This window comes from Pseudomonas sp. P129, assembly GCF_020312195.1.
Lineage (GTDB): Bacteria > Pseudomonadota > Gammaproteobacteria > Pseudomonadales > Pseudomonadaceae > Aquipseudomonas > Aquipseudomonas fragariae.
Map to the genome: position 1 here is coordinate 140,248 of NZ_JAGPYS010000013.1, position 6,108 is coordinate 146,355.

4 protein-coding genes are annotated in these 6,108 nt (G+C 60.1%); all 4 read left to right on the top strand.

The genetic code is table 11. The annotated features are described in order from the left end of the window. Positions 1–278: 278 nt before the first annotated feature. The 4 genes from KBY02_RS23035 (at position 279) to KBY02_RS23050 (ending at position 5,771) form a co-directional block, all read left to right on the top strand. Positions 279–1,910, top strand: a complete 1,632-nt coding sequence (locus KBY02_RS23035; protein ID WP_032655366.1) for a methyl-accepting chemotaxis protein — start codon at positions 279–281, stop codon at positions 1,908–1,910. 105 nt (positions 1,911–2,015) lie between these two features. Then, a complete protein-coding gene (locus KBY02_RS23040) occupies positions 2,016–2,837 on the top strand; it encodes an aldo/keto reductase (protein ID WP_003315245.1) in 822 nt (273 codons plus the stop codon). A gap of 172 nt (positions 2,838–3,009) precedes the next feature. After that, positions 3,010–4,029, top strand: coding sequence for a transporter (locus KBY02_RS23045; protein WP_003404434.1), 1,020 nt, complete (start codon positions 3,010–3,012; stop codon positions 4,027–4,029). Positions 4,030–4,154: 125 nt separating this feature from the next. After that, positions 4,155–5,771: an inorganic phosphate transporter gene (locus tag KBY02_RS23050; RefSeq protein WP_003415783.1), complete on the top strand. Its 1,617-nt coding sequence runs from the start codon at positions 4,155–4,157 to the stop codon at positions 5,769–5,771. Positions 5,772–6,108 lie beyond the last annotated feature (337 nt).

The following is a 6,108-nucleotide window of genomic DNA, read 5'->3' on the forward strand; positions in this document are numbered from 1 at the left end:
GTCAGTAGCCTCCTGGCAATGGTCGATCCTCCCTGATCACTGCGGCGTTCCTTCGCTGCAGCTGTTGAATTGGATCCTACATTCACTGAGGGTCAGTCGATAGAGCCAATCGCGTCTGTTGCTGTAAGCCTTTCGCCATACCCGTGTACGCCGCTAAAAAGTGTGACCGACCGCTCATGTTTGATCATGACGCGCCGAGATGCTTAAAAGGCCCTGAATCGCGCGCAGCGCGGGTCAGTGTCATCAGAAGAAAAAAAATAATGCATGGGATGCCGATCATGAGTATGCGCAGTTTGTCCATCAGCCGCCGTCTGTGGCTGATTCTTGTCGTTTCAGTACTGATGCTCTTCGTCCTTTCGGCGACGCTGCTCAGGCAACTGCATAATGACCTGTATCAGGCCAAGGCCGAGAAAACCATGCATGTGGTGCAGACGGCCAGCGGCATCCTCTCCTTCTATCAAGGGCTTGAAGCCGCCGGCGGCATGACCCGCGAGGCTGCGCAACAGCAAGCCTTGAAAGAGATAAAGAGCCTGCGTTACAGCCAGAGCGACTACTTCTGGATCAACGACCTGCGCCCGGTGATGATCATGCACCCCACCAACGCCAAGCTCGAAGGCCAGGATCTATCGACCATCAAGGACCCGGACGGCTTTGCGGTGTTCAATGAAATGGTCACGCTGGTCAAAGCCCAGGGTGCCGGGATGGTCAATTATCGCTGGCCCAAGCCCGGTGCCAGCGAGCCGGTGAAAAAGACCTCCTACGTGCAGCTGTTTCAACCATGGGGCTGGATTCTGGGGTCCGGCGTTTACGTGGATGACGTAGCGGCGGAGTTCAAGACCCAACTGTGGAACGCCGGGATGTTCATCGCCGGCATCGTGCTGATCATGGTGTTGCTGCTGGTCACGATCGTACGCAGCATTGTGCGCCCTCTCAGAGCGGCGGTCGGTGCGATGGCCAGCATTGCCAGTGGCGAGAGCGATCTGACCCGCACGCTGGAAACCCACGGCAAGGATGAAATAACCGAGCTGGGTACGCACTTCAATGCCTTTGTCGCCAAGCTGCGCAATGTCGTCGGACAGTTGCAGCACTCGGCCGTGGCGCTGGGCCAGGCCTCGACCGATCTGGGCAGCGACGCTGAACAGGCGCAGAGCCGCAGCGAGCAACAATCGCAACAGATGGACCTGGTTGCCACTGCGATCAACGAAGTGACCTACGGCGTGCAGGACGTGGCCAAGAACGCTGAACATGCCGCCAGCGAAATGCGCGATGCCGAGTCACAGGCACAGCAGGGTCAAATCAATATCGATAACAGCCTGCGCCAGATCGAACACCTCTCCAGCACCATCGGTCAGGCCGTGCAAGTGATGCAGAGCCTGGCCAGCGAGAGCACGCAGATCGGCAGCGTACTGGAAGTGATCAGTTCGATTGCCGAGCAGACCAACCTGCTGGCGCTGAACGCCGCCATCGAGGCAGCGCGTGCCGGCGAACAGGGCCGCGGCTTTGCCGTAGTGGCCGACGAAGTGCGTCTGCTGGCCCAGCGCACGCAGAAATCGACCGCAGAAATCCAGTCAATGATCGAACGCCTGCAAAAGCATTCCGATGCAGCGGTCAAGGTGATCGGTGACAGCAGCCGCTCTTCGCAGTTGACCATCGAGCAGGCCAATCAGGCCGGCCAGAGCCTGACCTCCATCAGTCAGGCGCTGCGCAACCTCAACAGCCTGAATGCATCGATCGCCAGCGCCACCCTGCAGCAGACGCACGTGGTGGATGACATCAACCAGAACGTCACCCAGGCCGCGCAACTGTCCCAGAGCACCGCACTGGCCGCCGAACAATCGACTTCGGCCAGTCTGCACCTGCGCGGGTTGAGCGAAGAGTTGAACACCTTGCTGAAGCAGTTCCGGGTTTAAATCTGCATTGTCATTGGGGTGTCACGGAACCTCGTGCGCCTCTTGTTGCCTGAGACCTGCTTATTCAACCGCTCATTAGCTGCTTATTTAATTGCAGGGGGTCACATGCGCACACTGGAACTGGCAGGCAGAACCGTACCAGTGCTGGGTCAGGGCACCTGGCACATGGGTGAAAAAGGGCATCAGCGCTCGGCAGAAATCGCCGGCCTGTGCCTCGGTATCGAACAGGGCCTGACCCTGATCGACACCGCCGAGATGTACGCCGATGGCGCTGCCGAGGAAATCGTCGGGCAAGCCATTGCCGGACAGCGGGACAAGGTATTCGTGGTCAGCAAGGTCTACCCGCACAACGCCAGCCGCGCCGGTATTCCAACCGCGTGCGAGGCCAGCCTGCGGCGCATGAACACCGACTACATCGATCTGTACTTGCTGCACTGGCCAGGCCAGTACCCGCTGACCGAGACGGTCGAGGCATTCGAGCGTCTGCGTGAAGCGGGCAAAATCGGTGCCTGGGGTGTGTCCAACTTTGATGTGCCGGACATGATCGAGCTCAACAACCCGCGTTGTGCCACCAATCAGGTGCTCTACAACCCGGAGCAGCGCGGCATCGAGTTCGACCTGATGCTGTGGAGCGCAGACCGTCATCTGCCCTTGATGGCTTACTGCCCGATCGGCCAGGCTGGCGATCTGCTCTACCACCCTGCCCTGCACGAAATCGCCAAACGCCACGATGCAACACCGGCGCAGATTTCCCTGGCGTGGGTGCTTCGCCAGGACAACATGATCGCCATTCCCAAGGCGACCAACCCGGAACACATCCGTCTGAACATCGCTGCCGAGCAGATTCGCCTGACCGAGCGCGATCTGGCCGATATCGATCTGGCATGGCCTGCGCCGACTCGCAAGGTGCCACTGGCGATGGTCTGACCGCTGTCGAGGCGGTAGCGAGCTGTCGATTGACTGAACGGCTGCCCATGCAGTCGTTTCTCGATCTGGCGGATGTCACACCCGGCAACAAGCTGTCACAAATATGAAATAACGCCTTGTCATCATGCGGCCTTCGCCTCCCCTGCCCGGGCCAGGCCGCACGTGGACAGCCATGAACCACAGTATCGCTCACCACCATCAGGACTCCGACCTTTTCGGTCTGCTCTACGGCTTCCGTTTTCGCCATGGTGAAAGTGGCCAGGAAATCGGTTCGGCCGCCGCGCTGGATTACCTGCAAAACCCTCCCGAAGAAAACGGCTTCATCTGGCTGCACCTGAACCTCTCGCACGCGGCCTGCGAACGCTGGATGAAAGCGCAGCTGGACCTTCCGGAAGAGTTTTTCGAAGCATTGCACGAGGGCTCGCGTTCGACGCGGATCGAGCACGTGGATACCACGCTGCTGGCGGTCGTCAACGATGTGGTGTTCGACTTCAACAGGCTCTCGACGGATATTTCCACCCTGTGGGTCTGTGCCCGCCAGCGTTTGCTGATCACCGCCCGGCTGCAGCCGCTGCGTTCGGTGGACAAGCTGCGCTCGGCGGTCAAGCGCGGCGAGCAATTCGACTCACCGCTGGAGCTCCTCGCCCACCTGCTGAGCGATCAGGGCGAAGTACTGACGCAGTTCCTGCGCAAGACCAGCGTCAACGTCGACCGCATCGAAGACCAGTTGCTTTCGCAGCGACTGAGCAACAATCGCTCCGAACTCGGCGCCATGCGCCGGGTGCTGGTCCGTCTGCAACGCCTGCTGGCGCTGGAACCCGGTTCGTTGATGCGCCTGTTGCACAAACCTCCGCAATGGCTGCGCGAACAGGATGTCCAGGCGTTGCGTCAGTCCATCGAAGAGTCCTCACTGGTGATCAACGACCTTACGGCGCTGGGCGAGCGCATCAAACTGTTGCAGGAAGAAATTGCCGCCAACCTCAACGAACAGAGCAGCAGAACCCTGTTTACCCTGACCGTGGTGACTGTTCTGGCCTTGCCGATCAACATCGTCGCCGGCTTTTTCGGCATGAACGTGGGCGGCGTACCGCTGGCCTCTGACCCTGAGGGCTTCTGGATTCTGGTAGCGCTGGTCGCGACCTTCACGCTGGTCGCCGGGCGCTGGGCATTCCGCAAACGCGGCGATTACTGAATCAGCACCCGCACCCGCCGGTTGTCAGAAAACCGGCGCAAAAGCGCAATCAATTGTTACATGTCTCACCGCTGTCACATTTTGCAATGACCATGTCAATATTCTTTCAATCCAGGATTGCGAACATGGCTACAAACGCACTGTCTCCAGACGCTCTCGGCAAGGCGAGCCTGTCAGCGAGTCAATTCGGTCGCAAGCCCAGCCGAATGACCATGATACTTTTCTTCACGATACTCATCGCAGGCTTGCTGTTCACCGGCTACAGCCTCAAACAGGACGTTGACGACATGGGCACGGTGGTCACCACCTGGACCCCGTTCGTGCTGTTGGGCGTAGCGTTGCTGATCGCCTTGGGCTTCGAGTTCGTCAACGGCTTTCATGACACGGCCAACGCGGTCGCCACCGTGATCTACACCCACTCCCTGCCGCCCGGCTTTGCAGTGGTCTGGTCAGGCTTCTTCAATTTTCTCGGCGTGATGTTTTCCAGCGGCGCGGTGGCATTCGGCATCATTGCCCTGCTGCCGGTGGAACTGATCCTGCAAACCGGCTCATCGGCGGGCTTCGCGATGATCTTCGCGCTGTTGATCGCGGCGATCATCTGGAACCTCGGCACCTGGTGGCTGGGTCTGCCGGCGTCCTCGTCACACACGCTGATCGGTTCGATCATCGGGGTCGGCATCGCCAACGCCCTGATGCACGGGCGAGACGGCACCAGCGGCGTGGACTGGTCGCAGGCCACCAAGATCGGTTACTCACTGTTGCTCTCGCCCCTGGTGGGTTTCGGCTGTGCGGCGTTGCTGTTGCTGGCCATGCGCATGTTCATCAAGAACCGCGCGCTGTACAAGGCTCCGGAAGGCAACGCGCCGCCACCGTTGTGGATTCGCGCCATGCTGATCGTGACCTGCACGGGCGTGTCGTTCGCGCATGGCTCCAACGATGGGCAGAAAGGCATGGGCCTGATCATGCTGATTCTGGTCGGCACACTGCCGATGGCTTACGCGCTGAACCGCACCATGCCCGCCGAACAGGCTACCCAGTTCGCTGCTGTGGCTGAAGTAACCCAGCAGGCGTTGATCCGCAGCGTCCCTCAACCGGCCCCGGGAGATGCGCGCAAGACGCTGTCGGATTACCTGGTCAGCAAGGAAGCGAGCCCTGAACTGATCCCTGCGCTGGCGGTGATGGCTGGCAAGATCGGCGATCAGGTCGCCAGTTATGGCTCGCTGTCGAAGGTGCCTGCCGAAGCCGTGACCAACGTGCGTAACGACATGTACCTGACCTCGGAAACCATCCGCCTGATGGAGAAAAACAAGGTCGGCGATTTCGACGCAAATACCAAGACCAAGCTTGAGGCGTTCAAGGGGCAGATCGACAGTGCCACGCGGTTCATTCCGACCTGGGTCAAGATTGTCGTGGCCATCGCCCTGGGTCTGGGCACGATGGTCGGCTGGAAGCGTATCGTGGTGACGGTGGGCGAGCGCATCGGCAAGACGCACATGACTTACGCCCAGGGCGCGTCGGCAGAGGTTGTGGCGATGTTCACGATCGGCGCGGCGGACATGTATGGGCTGCCGGTATCCACTACGCATGTGCTGTCGTCCGGCGTGGCCGGTTCGATGGTCGCCAATGGCTCGGGGCTGCAAATGCGTACCCTGCGTAATCTGGCCACTGCCTGGGTACTGACCCTGCCGGCGGCGATCCTCTTGTCAGGTTCGTTGTATTGGGTGTTCAGCAAGCTGTTCTGATGCCTGCTGCGCCCGCCCCCGCTTTGACTATCGTGCCGACGCTCTGCGTCGGCATGCAGTTCGTGACGCTCTGCGTTAGCAATCTCTGATGCGAAACAATGCTATGAGTTACCCATCAGCCGCTCCCAACGAAGTGCTTTTCGAGCGCGATGGCACTGACGACGCAGAGTGCGACGTTAGTGACGGCTGAGTCCTGGCGCTGATCCGGGGGTAGCCTGGCAGGACGCCAGGCTAGCCGCACCGGGCCCAGAGTGTGTAAAAACCAGCCCAAGTATCGGCTGCGCGTAGCGCAGACGATACTTGGCTAGCCGGAACGCCTGAAAGTCCTGCCATCGCT